The organism is Flavobacterium frigidarium DSM 17623 (genome assembly GCF_000425505.1).
GTDB lineage: Bacteria > Bacteroidota > Bacteroidia > Flavobacteriales > Flavobacteriaceae > Flavobacterium > Flavobacterium frigidarium.
On the sequence record NZ_AUDO01000014.1, the window covers coordinates 61,559 to 80,614 of the forward strand.

General features: G+C 35.4%; 12 protein-coding genes. 3 read left to right on the forward strand and 9 right to left on the reverse strand.

Translation table 11 applies throughout. The features are described from left to right. Positions 1-123: 123 nt before the first annotated feature. The 5 genes from H603_RS0110120 to H603_RS0110140 form a co-directional block, all read right to left on the reverse strand. Positions 124-2,889: a PD-(D/E)XK nuclease family protein gene (locus H603_RS0110120; protein ID WP_026708491.1), complete on the reverse strand. Its 2,766-nt coding sequence runs from the start codon at positions 2,887-2,889 to the stop codon at positions 124-126. 65 nt (positions 2,890-2,954) lie between these two features. Then, a complete protein-coding gene (locus tag H603_RS0110125; protein WP_026708492.1) occupies positions 2,955-4,385 on the reverse strand; it encodes an OmpA family protein in 1,431 nt (476 codons plus the stop codon). A 402-nt stretch (positions 4,386-4,787) separates the two neighbouring features. Continuing rightward, complete coding sequence (locus H603_RS0110130) at positions 4,788-6,221, reverse strand: OmpA family protein (protein ID WP_026708493.1); 1,434 nt, start codon at positions 6,219-6,221, stop codon at positions 4,788-4,790. 134 nt (positions 6,222-6,355) lie between these two features. Continuing rightward, positions 6,356-7,549, reverse strand: coding sequence for a glycine C-acetyltransferase (gene kbl / locus H603_RS0110135; protein WP_026708494.1), 1,194 nt, complete (start codon positions 7,547-7,549; stop codon positions 6,356-6,358). 126 nt (positions 7,550-7,675) lie between these two features. Continuing rightward, positions 7,676-10,837 (reverse strand): UvrD-helicase domain-containing protein, encoded by a 3,162-nt coding sequence (locus H603_RS0110140; protein WP_026708495.1) that lies wholly within the window; start codon positions 10,835-10,837, stop codon positions 7,676-7,678. 336 nt (positions 10,838-11,173) lie between these two features. On the opposite strand from H603_RS0110140, the gene rbfA reads away from it, so the two are divergent. Continuing rightward, a complete protein-coding gene (gene rbfA, locus H603_RS0110145; RefSeq protein ID WP_026708496.1) occupies positions 11,174-11,566 on the forward strand; it encodes a 30S ribosome-binding factor RbfA in 393 nt (130 codons plus the stop codon). A 1-nt stretch (position 11,567) separates the two neighbouring features. Next, positions 11,568-12,767 (forward strand): ABC transporter permease, encoded by a 1,200-nt coding sequence (locus tag H603_RS0110150; protein WP_026708497.1) that lies wholly within the window; start codon positions 11,568-11,570, stop codon positions 12,765-12,767. A 97-nt stretch (positions 12,768-12,864) separates the two neighbouring features. Here the strand turns inward: H603_RS0110150 and dusB are convergent, their stop codons facing one another. Genes dusB through H603_RS0110165 form a run of 3 tightly spaced genes read right to left on the reverse strand, consistent with a single transcriptional unit; the run spans position 12,865 to position 15,927 of the window. Then, entirely contained in the window at positions 12,865-13,857 is a 993-nt protein-coding gene (gene dusB / locus H603_RS0110155) for a tRNA dihydrouridine synthase DusB (RefSeq protein WP_026708498.1), read from the reverse strand. Between the two features lie 44 nt (positions 13,858-13,901). Further along, positions 13,902-14,669, reverse strand: a complete 768-nt coding sequence (locus H603_RS0110160) for a TIGR03915 family putative DNA repair protein (RefSeq protein ID WP_026708499.1) — start codon at positions 14,667-14,669, stop codon at positions 13,902-13,904. Then, a complete protein-coding gene (locus H603_RS0110165) occupies positions 14,647-15,927 on the reverse strand; it encodes a putative DNA modification/repair radical SAM protein (RefSeq protein ID WP_026708500.1) in 1,281 nt (426 codons plus the stop codon). The genes H603_RS0110160 and H603_RS0110165 overlap by 23 nt, the downstream gene beginning before the upstream one ends. A 190-nt stretch (positions 15,928-16,117) precedes the next feature. Here H603_RS0110165 and lepA point away from each other — a divergent pair, with 190 nt between their 5' ends. Continuing rightward, positions 16,118-17,914, forward strand: coding sequence for a translation elongation factor 4 (lepA, locus tag H603_RS0110170; protein ID WP_026708501.1), 1,797 nt, complete (start codon positions 16,118-16,120; stop codon positions 17,912-17,914). Between the two features lie 113 nt (positions 17,915-18,027). Here the strand turns inward: lepA and H603_RS0110175 are convergent, their stop codons facing one another. Then, positions 18,028-18,960 carry a 1-phosphofructokinase family hexose kinase gene (locus tag H603_RS0110175; RefSeq protein WP_026708502.1) on the reverse strand — a complete coding sequence of 311 codons (933 nt, stop codon included), beginning with the start codon at positions 18,958-18,960 and terminating at the stop codon, positions 18,028-18,030. Between the last annotated feature and the right edge of the window lie 96 nt (positions 18,961-19,056).

Below are 19,056 nucleotides of genomic sequence, written 5' to 3' on the forward strand. Positions count from 1 at the left end.
AATTGATTATTAGCGTACTCTTGAAGAAAATGAATATGTTAGCTGCTTTCTTGATTGTTCTTATTTTATGTAAAGAAAACAATTTCTTACATACAACAAGCTAAAAATTTGCAAATTAATGTGCTACACTACTTTCTCTTGAAATGGAATGTTTTTATCTAAAATCTCTTGTAGTAAAGTGACAATTTGGACTTTATAATTGGCCATAATAATCTCGTCGATAATCATTTCGCTATCTCTGTCTTCCTTAAAATTGAAAGGTAAAAATCCCGATTTTAAATTTTTAAACGAAATAATTCCAGCTTCAATAGGCTTTGATTCTGCCAAAGTCTCGTACATGAAAGCGTAAGCCAACACCTGAATGATTTTGTCGTTTTTAATATCTTCAGTTAATCCGCGCCACGTTTTAAGTGTCACACTTGCTTTCTCCACTTTACCTGTTTTGTAATCAATGATTCTAATGTTTCCATTGCGTTCTTCGATTCTGTCTACATTTCCTTTTATAAGTACTGGAAAAGGCAAACTTGGATCGGTAAGCACTCGCTCATAGGTTTTTTCTAAAGCAATAATTTTAATAGCATCACCTGCTTTAATACCCTCTAACTCTACTTTTAAAAAGTTGTGCACATTTCGTTTTGCTACTTCAAACGCGAGTAGATTTCGACCTTTCTTAATTTCGCCCTCCTTATAAACTGCTTTAAACTGCGTGAGCACCTCAGCATCTATCAATTTGAAACAATTTACGATATCAGCCTCTGATATAAATTTGCCAACAAATGGATCGTACAATACTTTTAAAGTTTCGTGAATAATAGTTCCTAAAGTATTTAAAGCTATATTCTCTTCTACCTCATCTACTTCCCTGATGCGTAAAATCTTCTGGAAATAAAACTGAATTGGGTTGCGTATATAACTCGTCAATGCCGAGGGAGAAAACCCTACCGCTGCAATTTCCTTGAGTCGGTCCATCACCGCCTCTGATTTTTCTATGACCATTGGCTTATAGGCCTTTTCAGGGAGAACGGCATTATAAATTTCATGCGTTAAATTATGATTGGCTTGCTTTTCTACTTCCAACTGTGTGATAAAACGGCTTTTTTCACCAGCATCTAGTCCGTCACTTTCTGTATTGTAAAGCAAGTAAACATTCTTAGCACGTTGCAGTAAATGGTAAAAGTGGTAGGTGTAAATGGCATCCTTTTCTTTAAATGTAGGCAGTCCCAATTCTCTTTTGACATCATAAGGAATAAAGGAATTTTGAGATTTACCCGCAGGGAATTTCCCTTCATTCATCGAGGTCACAATTACCGTATCAAAATCCAATACACGACTTTCTAGCACTCCCATGATTTGCAAACCATTTAAAGGTTCCCCTTCAAATGAAACCTCAGCAAGATCAATTACTTGCTTATAAATCGCATGTAATGTGTCGATTTTATCAATGTGACTGTGCTGAGAATAATAATTAATTAGTTTATTAATTACTTTGAAAATAGCAAAAACAAAGGCTTTGGTTATTTTCTCTTCTTCGTTATCGTTGCTTAAATTATTTTTGATTGTTAAAAGCAATTCCGAAATTGTTTCTAAGACAGCTATCGAACCTTGCTCCCATTTTTTAAATAATAGTAAAAACAAATCAGTAGGTTCAGGATTCAATTCCATTACCTTTTGATGTGTAATAAATGTATAATTATTTTGATTGATTATTTTAACCAATGCTGAAGTTTGAGCATAGGGTTCCACTAGGGGATGCGTTAAAATATCCAATACATCTTTATAATACAAAACATAGCTTTTAGCATTACGAGACAAGGCATTGGTATGCATTTTAAATAATTTGGCAATCAATATTTGCGCTGGATTATTTTTACTCGAGTAGCCCATTGTTATATTTAAAGCACCCACCGAGGCTGGCAGTGAATATAAAAGTGGCACTAGAACATTCTCCTCTCCAAGCACAATCGCAACCTTATCAAGTGAGGCCATTGGGTTTTCGTCAAGAATTTTTTCTATAATCGTCCCTGCAATTTTTGCCTGTCCTATTGTTTTAGGCGTACCAATTACTTGGATGTTTTTAGTTTGAGAAAATTCATCGACAATCCATTCAAATGGATTTGACTTATAATGTTTCCAGTTAGATTTAAACCTCCTCAAAAACAGACCTGCATCGTGGTATGGATCGTTTAAAAATGTTTGATCAGCATCCCAAAATATTTTAGCTTGATCAACTGCAATCAAGTGCTGAATGATTTTTTCTTCACTTGCATTTAATGCATTGAATCCCGCAAAGAGGTATTTCTTATTCTGAATTGTTTTTGTGTATGGCAGTAAATTTTCCACCGCTTGTCGGTAAATCAATCCTTGGTAACCAATTCCCTTTTTTAATAGATGCGCATAAAATGCTTGGTAATAACTAGGTAACAATTTCCAAAAGTCGATGTACTTTTCTAGTAAAGTAGTTTTTTGTTCGACCTCAATTCCCCATTTTTTAATGTCTTCAATATCTTTTAAGTACGAAAGCACATGTGTAGGGTCAAGTAAGTAACGATCAATCTCGTTGAAGTCTTGTAATAGCATCTTTGCCCAGTTGGCAAACTGCTCAAATGTTTGTTGTTGTGCTTTATCTGTAATAGAGAGATACACTTCGTAAAATTCAAATAATAGCTCAATAGGATCAACCGTTCTAATCTGCGAAATGTCTTGAATAAAATCCTCTATGCTAATAATTTCTGGTGAAAGAATATTTGTATTTACTTGCTTTTTTAAGGCATCAATCAAAAATATTTTTGCGCGTTTATTGGGTAAAACGACAATGGTATCTGTTAAATCTTGGGCGTAATCATCAATTAAAACAGCGGCAATTTTATCTAGGAAAGAATTGTTTATCATCCTATAAAAATAAAAAAACGCCCCGATAAATCGGGGCGTTTCCTATAAATATTTTGAAGAAATTACTATTTAATCAAAGATACTTCTACTCTTCTGTTTTCAGCTTTTCCTTTAGCTGTTTTGTTAGAAGAAATTGGTTTAGTTTCACCGTAACCAGTAGATTTCAATCTGTCTCCGTTAATACCTTTTTCTACTAAATAGTTTCTAACTGCAGCAGCTCTATTTTCAGATAAAGTTTGGTTTAACGCATTACTTCCATCACTATCAGTATGACCTTCTACCATGAAGTTAGAGTTAGGATACTCTTTCAAGATTGAATTGATAGACTCTAAAACTGGATACGTTTGAGTTTTGAAAGAAGATTTTCCTGAATCAAATAAGATTGTTTTACCGTAGTCATTCAATTGTTTGATCACTTCAGCAGAAACCTCAGGACATCCACCATTTGCAACAGTTCCTTTTACAGTAGGACATTTATCGTCTTTGTCTAATACTCCGTCTCCGTCAGTATCTGGCCAAGGACATCCAGCATTTTCTTTAGGACCTGCAACGTTTGGACATTTGTCATCTTTATCAGCAACACCATCTCCGTCAGCATCAGGACAACCGTTTAAAGCTGCTAAACCAGCAACATTTGGACAAGCATCATCTTTATCAGCGATTCCGTCTCCATCTGTATCAGGACATCCATTTAATTCTTTTGGACCTGCAATATTTGGACATGCATCATCTTTATCAGCAATACCATCACCGTCAGTATCAGGACAACCGTTGAATTCTTTTAAACCAGCAATTTCTGGACATTCATCGTCTTTGTCATAAATTCCATCACCATCAGTATCTTTTCCTCCAAATTTGAAGATAATACCTGCAGTATGTTGGAAGTGAGATGGTGCATCTGGAGCTCCAGCAACATCTTCTCTATCTCCGTAAGATTTCTTATAAGAGGTTTCAAGAGCCAAACCTAACTTATCAGTAAACCAGAAAGTTAATCCAGCACCTGGATTTACAGTACCAAAACTGCTATCTCCAAAGAAAGTGTATCCTCCACCAATGTGTAACGATGGGTCGATTACTTTTGAACCAATTAAATTCATGAAGCTATATCTTAATGAAGCGTCAATCCCGTAGTACATTAAGTCACCAGGATTAGTATTTGTGTTACCGTGCAAATCACTTCCTGGAGCTGTAGGATCAAATCTAACATACCTGTCAATTTTATTAACAGAACCTTGCAATCCTACAGAGATATTATCTCCTAAGAACCTTGATACACTGATGTAAGATACTGTAGGAATCATATTCCAATTACTTTTTACATCAAATGGCTGAGCAAAAATGTCATTTAAAGAACCATCATTTCCTTTTGCACTAGTTCTAGTGTCTACAGCATTAGCTCCAAATGAGATTGCCCATGGATTATTGCTGTCTTGGGCTTGAGAACTTAATCCCATAACCATCATACCCCCAAGTAAAAATTTGTTAAGATTTTTCATACTTATTTTTAATTATTATTTTAGTTAATTCCGCACAAATGCAGTACGATTATAGTAAACCACAAAAACAAAAATTTATTGTCATAAACTCTATTTAATAGCGCTATCTCCTTTAAAAACTTTAATGCATTTTGCCGTACCTATTGCATAACTTATTGACATATAATTCTATCAAAATAAAAGTTATTACAAATAAAATACTAGCATTGAATGGCATTAAAAGCTATCAGTAGAAAATTTTCAGCTTGTTTGTAAATAGAGAGGGTTAACGCTTTTGAATGACGTTTGGCTTGCTCTTCTGTTACAATTAATGACGTTTATTTTCAATAAAGAATTGTCTGCGATTCCATAAAAAAAACGCTCCGACAAATCGGAGCGTTTCTTGTAAATATTTAGAATAAATTATTCCTTAATTAAAGAAACTTCAACTCTTCTGTTTTCAGCTTTTCCTTTAGATGTTCTGTTAGATGCAATTGGTTTAGTTTCACCAAAACCAGTAGATCTTAATCTGTCTGTGTTAATTCCTTTTTCTACTAAGTAGTTTCTTACTGCAGCAGCTCTATTTTCAGATAAAGTTTGGTTTAACGCATTACTTCCATCGCTATCAGTATGACCTTCGATCATAAAGTTAGAGTTAGGATATTCTTTCAAGATATCATTGATTGATTGTAATACTGGGTAAGATTGAGATTTGAAAGAAGATTTTCCTGAATCAAATAAGATTGTTTTACCGTAGTCATTCAATTGTTTGATTACTTCAGCAGAAACCTCAGGACAACCACCATTAGCAACAGTTCCTTTTACAGTAGGACATTTATCATCTTTGTCTAATACTCCGTCTCCGTCAGTATCTGGCCAAGGACATCCACCGTTATCTTTAGGACCTGCAACGTTTGGACATTTGTCATCTTTATCAGCGATTCCATCTCCGTCAGCATCAGGACAACCGTTTAAAGCTGCTAAACCAGCAACATCTGGACAAGCATCATCTTTATCAACAATTCCGTCTCCATCTGTATCAGGACATCCGTTAAATTCTTTTGGACCTGCAACATCTGGACATGCATCATCTTTATCAGCAATACCATCACCGTCTGTATCAGGACATCCGTTGAATTCTTTTAAACCAGCAATTTCTGGACATTCATCATCTTTGTCATAGATTCCATCACCATCTGTATCTTTTCCACCAAATTTGAAGATAAGACCAGCAGTGTGTTGAAAGTGAGATGGAGCATCTGGAGTTCCAGAAGCATCTTCTCTATCTCCGAAAGATTTTTTGTAAGAGCTCTCAAGAGCTAAACCTACATTTTCAGTAAACCAGAAAGTTAATCCAGCACCTGGATTAATAGTTCCGTAGCTACTGTCTCCAAAGAAAGTATACCCTCCACCAACATGTAAAGATGGGTCAATTACTTTTGATCCAATTACATTCATGAAGCTGTATCTTAATGTAGCATCAATACCGTAGTACATTAAGTCACCAGGATTGCTGTTTACATAACCACGTGAATCGTGACCTGGAGCCGTTGGATCAAATTTAACATACTTGTCAATTTTATTAACAGATCCTTGTAATCCGAAAGAGAAATTATCTCCTAAGTATCTCGATACACTAATGTAAGATACTGAAGGAAGAACGTTCCAATTGTCTTTTGTTTCAAATGGTTGAGAAAAATGACGGTCAAACCAACCATCACCTCCACCAGCACTAGTTCTAGTGTCTACAGCGTTAACTCCAAAAGAGATAGCCCATGGATTGTTACTGTCTTGAGCTTGAGAACTTAATCCCATAACCATCATAGCAGCAACTAAAATTTTGTTAAGATGTTTCATACTTATTTTTTTTAATTACAATTTTAGTTAATTACAAACAAAAGTAACCCGATAATTATTAACCACAAAATCAAATGTTAAAAAAAACCACTTTTATAACCCAAAAGTGGCAATTATATAAATCGAGATGATAATTACACAACATTCAGAGAATGACCTACTTCAATAAACGCAGCAATAGCCTTATCTAGCTGTTCTTTTGTATGCGCAGCCGATAGCTGAACTCTAATTCTAGCCTTATCTTTTGGTACAACTGGGAAGAAAAATCCTATTACATAGATCCCTTTCTTTAACAATTCGTCTGCCATTGTCTGAGATAATTTGGCATCGTACAACATAACCGGAACAATTGCCGAATCTCCATCAACAATATCAAAGCCCGCCTTCTTCATTCCTGCTTTAAAATAGTTTGTATTCCATTCTAATTGATCTCTTAATGTAGTATCCTTTTCTAATAGCTCAAAAACTTTAATAGATGCTCCTACAATTGCAGGTGCTAATGAGTTTGAAAACAAATAAGGTCTTGAACGTTGACGCAATAATTCGATAATTTCTTTTTTGGCTGTAGTGTACCCTCCCATGGCTCCACCTAAAGCTTTTCCTAATGTTCCAGTAATAATATCTACTCTACCCATTACTCCTTTTGCCTCAAGCGTCCCTTTACCAGTTGCTCCTATGAAACCTGCAGCATGGCATTCATCTACCATTACCATTGCATCGTACTTATCAGCAAGATCACAAATTTTGTCTAGTGGTGCCACAACACCATCCATAGAGAAGACACCGTCAGTTACTATAATCTTAAAACGACTTCCAGCTTCATTGGCTTTAATCAATTGCTGCTCTAAATCTTCCATGTTGCTATTTTCATAACGGTAACGAGACGCTTTACACAAACGCACCCCATCAATAATAGAAGCATGGTTCAAACTATCAGAAATTATTGCATCTCCTTCGCCTAATAATGGTTCGAATACTCCTCCGTTTGCATCAAAAGCTGCTGCGTAAAGGATCGTATCTTCAGTTCCGTAGAATTCCGAAATTTTTCTTTCTAATGTTTTGTGAATATCTTGTGTTCCACAAATAAAACGCACAGATGACATTCCGAAACCGTGTGTGTCCATTGCATCTTTGGCTGCTTGAATCACTTCTGGATGTGATGACAATCCTAAATAGTTGTTTGCACAAAAATTCAAAACCTTTTCTCCTGTCGAAATAGTAATCTCGGCATCTTGTGGGGAAGTAATAATTCTTTCTTTCTTAAAGATTCCGTTATCTTCTATCGTTTGCAATTCGTTTTGCAAATGTTCTTTTATTTTTCCGTACATAATTTATGGTGTATTTTGTTTACAATTTTATTTATTATTCGAAAATCTGAATTTGAATTAGTAAAGAAATGCATTCCTTACCCGCCTAAATTACTCATCAAATTTTACGAATTATTCATTTATCAGCTACAAATTTACCACTTCGATTTCTTTTCCGATGTAAATCAGTGCTTTTTTTACGACTTTATAACCCATTAGTTCAATTGCGTATTGGTAATTCTCCAGTTGCTTTTGATATTTAGCATTGTGCGCTCCTGTTTTATAATCTAATAAATACACTTCTTTCAACTGATTTATTACCATTCTATCCGGCTTAATCGTATTTCCTTCTTTTTGAATAATCGTTTGTTCGTTTAACACAGCGTTTCCTGCCAAAAAACAAATTTCTAATTCAGGATGATTAATAATATCTAAAATTGTTTGATGAACTAGTTCTTTTTGACCAAAGTTTATTAATCCATTTTCTATCGCTTTTTCGACGGCCAACGTTACATCTTCTTTTGTTTTTACAAATGATAGAATTTCGTGCACTAAATTTCCATACTCAATAGATTCTTGTTGGTGCGTCCCCCACATTAAAGCTTCTCGTTGCGCAATTTTAATATTCTTAGGATTTAACGTTTCGGCAACAACTTCTATCTTTTTTGAAGTATCCACATGTTTTGACGCTGATGACAGTTTTATAGGATTTCCAAATTCATACTCAAATTTCTCTGGATCGAAACCGTCTTTACTTTCTAAATAATTAATAAAGAAAGCCGACATATTATTTGTCTTTACTTCTCCCTTGCTAGACAAGTTCATATTCGAAATTACATATAGCTGTTCTTCAGCACGTGTAAGGGCTACATATAGAACATTGATATTATCTAGTAGTTCTTCTTGTTTCTTCTGGTCGTAAACCATTTTTGCCTCTGCACTAAAACCCTCTACAGCCGCACTATTATCTATTAAAACCTTAGGTAAACCAAAATCCATTTCAGTTGCTTCTAACCATAATTTATCTTTTGGTTTCCTTCCATAATCTTCTTCTGCAAATGGCATAATCACTACTGGAAATTCTAATCCCTTTGATTTGTGAATGGTCATGATACGCACCGCATTATTTCCTTCTGGTGAAGGAATACTAAATTTCTCTGCGTTTTTATCCCAGAAATTCAAGAAATCAGCAATTCCGGCTTGGTTACGAACGTCACGTTCTAGAACAATGTCGAGGAAGTATTGCACATACGCTCCGCCGCCTTTGGCGAGCTTTGGCGATAAAAATTTTGCTATTACGATTTCAACCGCTTCATACAATGATTTTTTTCGAATGTTTTGAAAAGAAAGCGATATATCAAAACTCGTCAACCAACTCTCAAAATCCACTTCGTTTTTATGCTCCATCCCTTGCGCTATGAAATCATGAACTTCTAATTTATCTTGAATGTTTTCCCCGATATAATGCAGAAAATAGGCTTTAGCCTCTAAGTCGGCATTGTTTTTTAAGTATTTTAAAAGATGAATAATCAATCTTACTTCGGTAGCATTTTGAATCATCAATGTTTCTGATGACAAAAGCGGAATGTTTTGTTCAGTCAAATAATTGGCAATTGCAACTCCTTGTCCACGTTTGCGAGTTAAAATCACAATATCCTTATATTCAAAACCTTCTCGAAGGACTTTTTGAATCTTATTTAAAGTCGCCAAAACAAATAATTCTGTTTTATCTAGCGCTTCCTCATCTTCATCGGCCGATTCTACTTTTGGAATAAAAGAAATATTCACATAGCCTCCGGTTTTGTTATTTGTTTTTTGATGGCTGTGATTTTCATACAAATCTTTATAATCCGGATGCTCAAATTCTTCAGAAACCAGTTTAAAAAATTCGTTATTAAAATCAATAACTTGCGAATAGCTTCGGTAATTTTTATCTAAATGTTCCAGTTTTTTATCTGGATTATTAAACGGATTGTTGTCCTTACTCAACTCAATAAACTGCTCCGCTTTTCCGCCACGCCAGCGGTAAATAGATTGTTTGGGATCGCCCACAATCATCAGCGTTCCTTTTTCGCCAAAATCATCCTGACCCGAAAGTGCGTTGTCAATCAAGGGAATTAAATTTTGCCATTGCATCTCCGACGTATCTTGAAATTCATCAATAAAAAAATGGCGGTAACGCTCTCCTAATCGTTCATATATAAAAGGAGCAGGTTGATTCTGAATTTCACGGTGAATGATTGCGTTGAATTCCGTTATGGAAAGGACATTTTGTTCTTCTTGAATCTTAGCCAGCTCGTTACTTACCGTATTCAATAAGGAAAGTGGCGTAATATTTTTTAGGAAAGCTTTGTAGAAATCTCTTTTTTCGAAATTTTTATAGATTGTAGCCAGAATTTGAATTAACTCCGGAATTAGATTTTCTATTAGCGCGCGGTCCTTTGCTGTTTTGTTGATAGCGATATCATCAGACTCGTGAAAGGTTTTATTTTTTGGATTGAATTTTCCGTCTCGAATGCTAATTAAGTGATTTGGAAACGTTCCTCTTGAAAACGACTTTAGATCAATGCCGTTATTCTCAATTAGCGTTAATGCTGCTTGCGCAAATTCGGCGTTATCTTTTTCTAAAACTTTACAGCTTTCTACTAATTTACTTTTTATTGCAACAAAATCGGCAATAGATTTATCATGGAAATGCGTAATCTCAGAACGGTGGTTTTCGTTCAAAACCAATCGGCCTGTATCCAGAATTTCACGTGAAATGTCCCAAGATTTATCATCATCGGTTTTTTCCATCGTGAAATCGATTAGTAATTTAGTCAGCGTTTCATCTTCACCTGCTTGAGAAATAATAGCATCAACCGCTTCCACCAATAAATTTTCGGTGTCTAATGTCACTTCAAAAGTCATGGGCAAACCAAGATCATGGGCAAAAGCACGTATTACTTTATGCGTAAATTTATCGATAGTCGAAATATCAAAGGCGGCATAATTGTGAATGATATGCTTGATGATTTGCTGCGATTTGGTCTTAATTTGGATAATCGAAAGACTAGTGTCTCCAGAAAGATCCTGCATCAAGTCGGCTGCTTTTTGAGAAGGTTCGTCTTTGGCAAATTCAGACAAACTTCCTACGATTCGGCTTTTCATTTCGTGTACCGCTTTATTGGTAAACGTAATGGCCAGAATATTTCGATAGGCATCATTTTTATGCGCAGTGAGAATAATTTTCAAGTATTCTTTGACCAAGGCATAGGTTTTTCCGGATCCTGCGGAAGCATCATATATTGAGAAGGAAGGTCTCCCCACCCCTCCCGACTTTTCGGGACTACCCGAAGGGAAGGGAGCTGAAGCGGGATTTATATTGTGTTCTGAAATGCTGTTGTTTTCCATGGTGGTTTTGTGTCTGAAAAGCTTTTTTTTTGTACAAAAACGCTTTTCATTATAGCTTCAAATGTTGCTCTTATTGCAATATATTGTAGGTTGTAAAACTCCCTAGCCCTGATGGAAACGGCATCCTTTCCTGCCGGAGTTCGGCAGGAAAGATATAGTGTACAGCAGGAAAAAGCTTCTAAAAATTAGCTTTAGGAATAGGTTGCTTTTAAAAAATGTTTGTTTAATGTTTAAAAGTAGTATTTTTGCACTATGGAAACAAATAGACAGAAAAAAATAGGTGGGGTTATCCAAAAAGATTTGGTTGACATTCTGCAAGGTGAAGTGAGAAAAAATGGCGTATCTAATTTAATTATTTCGGTATCTAAAGTTAGTGTGACTACAGATTTGTCTGTGGCAACGGTGTATTTAAGTGTATTTCCTCAAGAAAAAGCTGGTGAAATTTTGGAGGCTGTGAAGTCGAATGCTAAAACAATTAAGCATGATTTATCACAAAGAGTGCGTTTGCAATTGAGAAAAGTACCCAACTTGGTTTTCTTTATTGATGACTCTTTAGATTATATCGAAAAAATCAACAACGCTTTGTCAAATAGAGACAATCCTATTGAAAACAGAGACCTTTTAGAAAAACGCAAGTTGATATAATTTGAATTTTCCTCTTTACATAGCCAAACGTTACATTCTTAGTAACAGTAAAAACAATGCTATAAATATCATTAATCGCATTGCGAGTATGGGTATCATTGTGGGCGCCATGGCTTTGTTTGTGGTTTTATCTGTTTTTAGCGGACTGAAAGTTTTCAGCCTTTCGTTTACAAATGACATTGATCCCGACATAAAAATAAGTAGCACTCTGGGCAAATCATTTTTTATTTCGCCCGAGCAAGAGGCCGAAATCAAGAAGATTGACGGGCTCGCCTCCTACTCAAAAATAATAGAAGAACGTGTCTTGTTTGTTTTTAATGACAAGCAAGAAGTGACTTATCTAAAAGGCGTTGACACTAATTTTAACGCTGTCAATGATATTAAAAAAACACTTTATAACGGACAGTGGTTAGCACCAAATACCTATCAAGTCGTGATGGGCTATGGTATCGCTCAAAAATTTTCTATGGGGTTATTAGACTTTAATAATCAACTGGAAGTATGGGTGCCTAAACCTGGAAAAGGAACGATTGAAAGTGCCGAACAGGCTTTTAATAAAAGTCAAGTATATCCTATTGGTATTTACGCAATAAGTCCAGATTTAGACTCAAAATATGTTTTTGCCGACTTGGGTTTGGCGCAAGAATTATTAGAGTTTAAGCCCAATCAAATTTCGGGAATCGAAATAAAAGAAAAAGCGGGTGCCAATGAAAATTTGATTATAGCAGAGCTAAACAGTATATTTAATAATAAAATCACCATTAAAAACAGAGCACAACTCAATGAGTCTTTGTATAAAATGTTGAATACCGAAAATATTGCGGTGTACTTAATATTTACGCTTGTGATTGTAGTTGCGCTTTTTAATTTAATTGGTGCGCTAATTATGATGATTCTTGACAAAAAAGGCAATCTTAAAACGCTTTTTAATCTTGGAGTCGAAATCAAAGATTTGAGAAAGATATTTTTACTGCAAGGTACTTTACTAAGTGTTTTTGGGGGAATTATTGGTTTGGTTTTAGGAATAATCATTGTCTTAATTCAACAACATTATCAGTTGGTTATGATTACGCCCACACTAGCTTATCCTGTGATTTTCTCTATCGAAAATGTCTTAATTGTAATGGGAACAATTGTCATTTTAGGATTTATAGCCTCGTTAATTGCAAGTAGTCGCGTGAGCAAAAAATTATTAGAGTAAAATTTCAGGTATTCTAAAAAAAGAAATTCCACTAATTTTCACAATTTGAACTGTGATAATTAGTGGAATTTCTTTTTAAATCTTATTTATAAATTGTTTATACTACTTCATAACCAGCATAAGCTTGTTCTATTTCGTTTAAAATAGCAAACAACTCTAAAGGATTATCTTCAGTAACTAGTTTTTGTTTGAATGGCTTGAACGAGTGAATCCCTTTGAAATAATTGGTATAATGCGGGCGGGTTTCTACAATTCCTAAACGTTCTCCTTTCCATTCCATTGCCCAAGTTAAGTGATTGCGAACCGCTTCTACACGATCTATTACTGTAGGCTTAGCCAAATGTTCCCCCGTTTCAAAGAAATGTTTGATTTCGTTAAAAATCCAAGGATAACCTATCGCAGCACGACCAATCATAATACCGTCGATACCGTATTCATTCTTATATTGCAAGGCTTTTTCGGGACTATCAATATCTCCATTTCCAAAAATAGGCATCGTAATTCTAGGGTTATTTTTTACTCTAGCAATATGCGACCAGTCAGAATGGCCTTTGTACATTTGGGCACGAGTTCTAGCGTGTATGCTTAATGCAGCAACACCAATGTCTTGTAGACGCTCAGCCACCTCATCGATATTAATTGAACTATCATCCCAACCCAAACGCGTTTTTACCGTAACTGGTAAATGCGTACTATCGATCACAGCTTGTGTTAAGCGAATCATTAAATCAACATCTTTTAAGACTCCGGCTCCAGCACCTTTACAAACTACTTTTTTTACAGGGCAACCAAAGTTAATATCAATAATATCCGGATTTACAGTGGATACAATCTTAGACGAAAGTGCCATTGCTTCTTCATCACCTCCAAATATTTGGATTCCCACAGGGCGTTCGTAATCAAAAATATCTAATTTCATGCGGCTTTTTATGGCGTCACGAATCAAACCTTCTGAAGAAATAAACTCAGAGTACATCATATCGGCACCATGCATTTTACACAACCTACGAAAAGGCGGGTCGCTCACATCTTCCATAGGTGCAAGTAGTAAAGGGAAATCAGGTAATTCTATGTTGCCAATCTTAATCATCTTCGTTTAATTTTTTGCAAAAATACGGTTTTCTAAAGGATTGCCTAAAATATTTTTTTCTCAGTTAAATATTTCCAGTATCGTTTAGGCACATGCTGCACATGCAACTTCATATTTTTTCTTTCTTTTATATTGGTGTGATCGAAATATTCGACCCATAATTTTTGGTAATTAATTTCTTTGTCGTCGTAAATACCGTCTTCATCTTGGAGCTTTTTTTCGACATCAGCATCTAAAGTCACTATCTCTGTATTTTCTAAATCGTAGTACACTCCGTACCCTCTTTTAAAGTCATATATCAACCATTTTTGATCTTGGTATCTGTTTTTAAAGTGTCGAACAACCAAAGTTAACACATTAAAGTCAGGATAAATTTTAGCAAAATAGATGCCGTCTTTCAACAATTCGAATCGAATAAAAGCTTCCATTCGATGCTTCTCTCTCCCTACGCTTTTTACTAATTTAGAAATCTTGAGAACATCAGGATTGGAGAAATCAGCAAATACATTTTTGCCCGAATTATCAACAGCGTATTTAATTGCTCTAAATAAAATATTTTCAGCATCTTCTGTCTCAGATAAAAACGCGTACAAAATTTGTCTCACCCCTTCTTTGCCCAACTGCTTTTCTAAACGCGCCAATACTCGATCTGACTTTTCATCGTTTGTAATTACAGTAATGACTTCGGCAAAAAGAACATTTTGGGCTTTATCAGCACCAATGATTGAAACATCTTGATATTTGTATTCGAAAATTTCGAAAACAGCAGTAAAAAAACCCTCTAGTGTATTATCGTAAGAAAGAATCGTCATTTAAAAGTGATAATTGATTGCTAAAAGGATTTTCGAATTTGCTCCTAGTATCTTTTAGAATTATATCTTTTAAATTCACTGCATCTAGAAAATCCAAACTTCTATTTGCATTTGCAACAGTGATAAAATATTTGGCTCTATTAGTCGATACCCCTATTTTTTTAATATGTTCTAACGTTAGATTTTTAAAGCGTCTAGCTTGGATAATTTTATACGCCGATTTTACTCCAATTCCAGGCACTCTCAAAATCATTTCTAAAGGCGCTGTTTGTATCATTACCGGAAACTTATCGACATTTCGCAATGCCCAACTCATTTTTGGATCTACCTCTAAGTCTAAAAACGGATTGTTTTGCTCTAGAATTTCATTGGCTTTAAAGCCGTAAAAACGCATTAACCAATCAGCTTGATACAATCTATTTTCACGTACTAAAGGAACTTGCGAACCCAAAGCTGGCAAACGAGCATCATTTGAAACAGGTACGTAACCCGAATAATACACACGCTTTAAATTAAAATTTTTATAAAAGTGATCTGCTACTTTTATAATTTGCAAGTCGGTTTCTGGAGTCGCTCCCACAATTACTTGCGTACTTTGTCCTGCAGGTGCAAACTTAGGTGTTGACTTAATGATTTTCTTCTCGTCTTTGTAAATTAGAATTTCGTTTTTAACAAAATCCATTGGTTTAATCATTTGCTGGTGACTTTTGTCTGGCGCAAGTAATTTCAATCCTGACTCTGTTGGAATCTCCAAATTCATACTTAATCGATCTGCATACAAGCCTGCTTCACGCATGAGTTCGTCACTCGCGTCAGGAATACTCTTTAAATGAATGTAGCCGTTAAAATTATGTTCTAAACGCAATTTTTTTGCCACACGCACCAATCGTTCCATAGTATAATCGGCATTTTTAAATATTCCAGAACTTAAGAATAATCCTTCTATATAATTTCTTCTATAAAAACTCATGGTTAAATCGACAACCTCGTCTACAGTAAATGCAGCGCGCTGTATGTCGTTACTTATGCGAGTTACGCAGTAAGCACAATCATAAATACAGAAATTAGTTAATAATATTTTTAATAAAGACACGCAACGCCCGTCCTCAGTGTAAGTGTGGCAAATACCCGTTGCTGATGAATCGCCTAATCCTTTTGATGCGTTCTTTCTGTTACCTCCGCTTGATGAACAAGAAACATCGTATTTAGCAGCATCTGCAAGGATTTCCAATTTTTCTTTTACTCGTTCGTAATTCAAATTTTTAAAATTTAAGGGATACAAATTTAGTGATAAAAACGTATTATTCCCCAAATAATCAAACATTTAAGATTTGTTTAAGCTTTCTATTTATCTTTTAAAATAGTAAGTAAAATGTTTAAAACTTTGCCCTATATTTGCACATTCAAATATCAAATGTATTTTGATACTAATTGACTGATTTACGAAGATGAAAAAAATAAGGAATTTTTGCATTATTGCACATATTGATCACGGTAAGAGTACACTTGCAGACCGTTTATTAGGTGCTACACAAACTGTTACAGCACGTCAAGAAAAGGCACAGTTACTAGACAATATGGACCTAGAGCGTGAGCGTGGTATTACCATTAAAAGTCACGCAATCCAGATGGAATATACCTATCAAGGTGAGGAATACATCCTTAACTTAATTGATACTCCAGGACACGTAGATTTTTCATATGAAGTTTCGAGATCAATTGCTGCCTGCGAAGGTGCATTATTGATTGTAGATGCTGCTCAAAGTATTCAAGCACAAACGATTTCGAATTTATATCTAGCTTTAGAAAATGACTTGGAAATTATTCCAGTTTTGAACAAAGTAGATTTACCATCTGCTAATCCCGAAGAGGTTAGTGATGATATTATTGATTTATTAGGGTGTAAACTAGAAGATATTATTCATGCTTCAGGGAAAACAGGTTTTGGTGTCGAAAATATTTTGGCTGCTATTATCGAAAAAATTCCACCACCATCAGGAAATAAAGACGAACCATTACAAGCACTGATATTTGACTCTCACTACAACCCTTTTAGAGGTATTGAAGTTATTTTTAGAGTGGTAAATGGAGAAATCAAAAAAGGGCAAAAAATTAAATTCATGGCCACTGGTAATGAATATTTTGCTGATGAAATTGGTACCTTGAAACTAAACCAAGTTCCGAAACAAGTGATTTCGGCTGGAGATGTTGGTTATTTAATTTCGGGAATTAAGGAAGCGAAAGAAGTAAAAGTGGGTGATACACTGACTGATGCTAAAACGCCGACGACAAATGTAATTACAGGTTTTGAAGATGTAAAACCAATGGTTTTTGCTGGAATCTACCCTGTAGATACTGAAGATTACGAAGAGTTAAGAAACTCTATGGAAAAACTACAATTGAACGATGCATCGTTAGTTTTTTTACCAGAAAGTTCAGCAGCCTTAGGGTTTGGTTTTCGTTGTGGATTTTTAGGAATGTTGCACATGGAGATTATCCAAGAGCGTCTAGAACGTGAGTTTAATATGACCGTGATTACTACGGTTCCTAACGTTTCTTACCACGCGTTTACTAAGAAGGATCCTGATACAGTTCTTGTGGTAAATAATCCATCTGACTTGCCAGAGCCTTCTCGTTTAGACCATGTAGAGGAGCCTTTTATAAAAGCGACTATCATTACAAAAGCAGATTACGTAGGTAACGTAATGAGTTTATGTATTGAAAAACGTGGCTTGATTACCAATCAAACCTACTTGACTACTGAAAGAGTTGAGTTAACTTTTGATATGCCTCTTGCAGAAATTGTATTTGACTTTTACGATCGTTTGAAAACAGTTTCAAAAGGATATGCATCATTTGATTACACACCTATTGGGATGCGTACTTCAAACTTAGTGAAAGTAGATATTTTATTGAATGCGACTATTGTTGATGCTTTATCATCATTGATGCACGTTGACAATGCTTATTCTATTGGTAAAAAAATGTGTGAAAAGTTGAAAGAATTAATTCCGCGTCAACAATTTGATATTCCGGTACAAGCTGCGATCGGTGTGAAAGTGATTTCGCGTGAAACGATCAAAGCCTTACGTAAAGATGTTACGGCCAAATGTTACGGTGGAGATATCTCTAGAAAGCGTAAGTTACTTGAGAAACAAAAGAAAGGTAAAAAACGTATGAGACTTGTTGGTAACGTAGAGATTCCGCAAGAAGCGTTTATGGCTGTATTGAAATTGAATGACTAATATGTCCTAACCCCTGAAGGGGAACTACAATACTGAAAACCCTGACAATGTGAATTTTGTCAGGGTTTTTTCTTGATTTTTTTGGAATTTGAAATAGTAATTTTGAATAGTGCTTACTTTGATTTCAACCATTCAAACAATCGGTTTGCATCTTCAATTTTGAACAATTGCGTTCCCTCATTCATCGTTGCTGCAGATCCGCAGGCTACTCCCCAACGCAATACTTCCTGCAAGCTTTTATTTTGCGAAAGCGCCCACACCATTCCACCTACCATACTATCTCCGGCACCCACAGTGCTTTTTTTAGCCACGTTAGGAGCGGGAACATAATCATATGAATCCTTAGTAATTAACGCAGCGCCTTGTGGCCCTAACGAAACAACAATAATTTCTGCACTTCCTTGTGCAATGATTTTCTTTGCTGCGTCGTTCACCTCTTCCATTTCGAGACGATCGACTCCTACTAGTTTGGCTAACTCCCCTACATTTGGTTTGATTAGATAGACATTTGTTTCAAGGACTTTTTGTAACGACTCTCCTGAAGTATCTACAATTACTTTTATATTGGACTCCTTCGCAATTTCAGCAATTTGCTTGTAGAAATCAGTAGGCAAACCTTCGTTCAAACTGCCACTTAGCACTAGAAAATCTGTTGCTATCGCTTTTACTTTTTCGAGTATCATTTCTTTTTCTGGTTCGCTTAAAGCGGCACCTGGAAAACCAAATCGATATTGAGAGTTGGTATTATCATCTACAGCTACAAAACTTTCGCGTGTCCAGTTTTGCACCGTGATTGGATCGACTTTTATACCCTCTTTAATAAGCAGTTCTTTAATCATTTCACCCGTTGGTCCACCAGCAGTAAATAATGCTAACGATTCTCCGTTTAAACGCGCGATTGCTTTAGAAACATTGATTCCGCCACCACCTGCGTCGTATCTTGGCGCATCACATCTAATTTTTTGTTCTGGAACCAGACCTCGCAAATGCGTACTTTTATCTAAGGCTGGATTAACCGTTACCGTTGTAATTTTATATTGTTTCATGTTATAAATTTAAGCTTAAATCAAATTAATTCAAAATAACAATATCATTTAAAAATAAAAAAAGCGAAGAGTAATCCCTTCGCCTTTTCAAATTAA

Bases quoted from the DNA above. Each gene is read 5' to 3' on its own strand.
- rbfA (WP_026708496.1), top strand. From the start codon at position 11,174: ATGGAAACAAATAGACAGAAAAAAATAGGTGGGGTTATCCAAAAAGAT.
- H603_RS0110120 (WP_026708491.1), bottom strand. From the start codon at position 2,889: ATGATAAACAATTCTTTCCTAGATAAAATTGCCGCTGTTTTAATTGAT.
- kbl (WP_026708494.1), bottom strand. From the start codon at position 7,549: ATGTACGGAAAAATAAAAGAACATTTGCAAAACGAATTGCAAACGATA.
- lepA (WP_026708501.1), top strand. From the start codon at position 16,118: ATGAAAAAAATAAGGAATTTTTGCATTATTGCACATATTGATCACGGT.
- H603_RS0110160 (WP_026708499.1), bottom strand. From the start codon at position 14,669: ATGACGATTCTTTCTTACGATAATACACTAGAGGGTTTTTTTACTGCT.
- H603_RS0110175 (WP_026708502.1), bottom strand. From the start codon at position 18,960: ATGAAACAATATAAAATTACAACGGTAACGGTTAATCCAGCCTTAGAT.
- H603_RS0110130 (WP_026708493.1), bottom strand. From the start codon at position 6,221: ATGAAACATCTTAACAAAATTTTAGTTGCTGCTATGATGGTTATGGGA.
- H603_RS0110125 (WP_026708492.1), bottom strand. From the start codon at position 4,385: ATGAAAAATCTTAACAAATTTTTACTTGGGGGTATGATGGTTATGGGA.
- dusB (WP_026708498.1), bottom strand. From the start codon at position 13,857: ATGATTAAGATTGGCAACATAGAATTACCTGATTTCCCTTTACTACTT.